1 protein-coding gene is annotated in these 1352 nt (G+C 40.8%); it reads right to left on the bottom strand.

Annotated elements, in window-relative coordinates; genetic code table 11:
- Positions 1 to 43 precede the first annotated feature (43 nt).
- Positions 44 to 1276: an IS256 family transposase gene (locus tag B0I21_RS19965; RefSeq protein ID WP_133642258.1), complete on the bottom strand. Its 1233-nt coding sequence runs from the start codon at positions 1274 to 1276 to the stop codon at positions 44 to 46.
- Between the last annotated feature and the right edge of the window lie 76 nt (positions 1277 to 1352).

Here is a 1352-nt window from a genome sequence, read left to right as displayed (position 1 = left end):
GGGAGTGTAACTCCAACTGTGTCAGTGGATAATTAATCTAACCCTAAAAGCCTCTATTGAGCTTGAGTCTATCCCCAAACCTAATGTAAAGTTGCGAAATCGTCAACCCCCAGTTATGCATCGGCATAGTCCACTTTTTAGAGATGTCCCTTATGATCAAAAACATCAATTTCATAAGAGCCTGTTCAGAACTGAATGCACCTTTAGACTTCGTGATTTTGCGGATCTGACGGTGCATTCCCTCGATGGGATTGGTGGTATATATGATCTTACGTACCTGCTCATCATACTCATAAAATGTGGATAAATTAGTCCAATTAGACAGCCAGGATTGGGCAGCTAAGGGATATTTCTTACCCCATTTTTCCTCAAATACAAGTAGATTTTCATATCCCACCTCTTCATTGACGGCCTTATAAACAGGTTTTAAATCCGCCATAACTGCTTTTTTATCTTTTTCAGTCACATAACGCATACTTGTTCTAATTTGATGTACAATACATAACTGGACTTTGGTTTTGGGAAAAATAGCTTCGATAGCTTCAGGGAATCCTTTTAAGCCATCGATACAGGCTATTAGAATATCTTCGACACCACGTTGTTTTAGGTCTGTGAGAACGGATAACCAGAACTTTGCACCTTCATGCTCTGAGCTATAAAGCCCTATTAAATCCTTACGCCCATCCATTCCCACACCTAAGATATTATAAATAGCCCTAGATTCAACTGTACCATTCTGGCGTACTTTATAATGCATACAATCCAGAAAAACAAAGGGATAGACAGCTTCCAGTGGACGACTACGCCATTCATTGACCGCTGGCATAACACTTTCCGTGATGCGAGAGATTTCAGTCGCAGAAATTTCCATAGCGTAAATCTCCCGGATGAAATCACTTATAGCACGGGTACTCATACCTTTAGCGTACATGCTTAGTACATGACCTTCCAGCTGTTCGGTAATAATAAGCTGACGTTTAGGGACAACTTTGGGTTCAAAGGTCCCTGATCGATCACGACCTGATTCTAACTCAAAAGTACCTGTGTTTAGACCTCGAACTGTCTTTTTGGTTTTACCATTACGGCGATTGAGGTTGCCGGAAGCTTTATCTTCCTGTAGATGGTTCTCTAGCTCTCCATCCATCATCGACTCCAGTAAATGTTTCATTAGGGGCGCTAAAACGCCATCATTGGGAGATAAACTCTTCCCTTCATAAAGACCTTGCATAGCTTCCTCCTTGAAGCGTTCAAAGTCGAATGGGGTCTGTTGTTTCATGACCGTATCGTTTGAATAATTAAATATAAATAATCTTATCAAATTATTCCATTGACACAGTTCGCGTTACAGTCTC

Origin of the sequence: Sphingobacterium paludis (genome assembly GCF_004364125.1) — a bacterium.
Classification (GTDB): Bacteria; Bacteroidota; Bacteroidia; order Sphingobacteriales; family Sphingobacteriaceae; genus Sphingobacterium; species Sphingobacterium paludis.
Note: the sequence above shows the minus strand (reverse complement) of the source record. Positions and strands in the feature narration are given on the sequence as shown.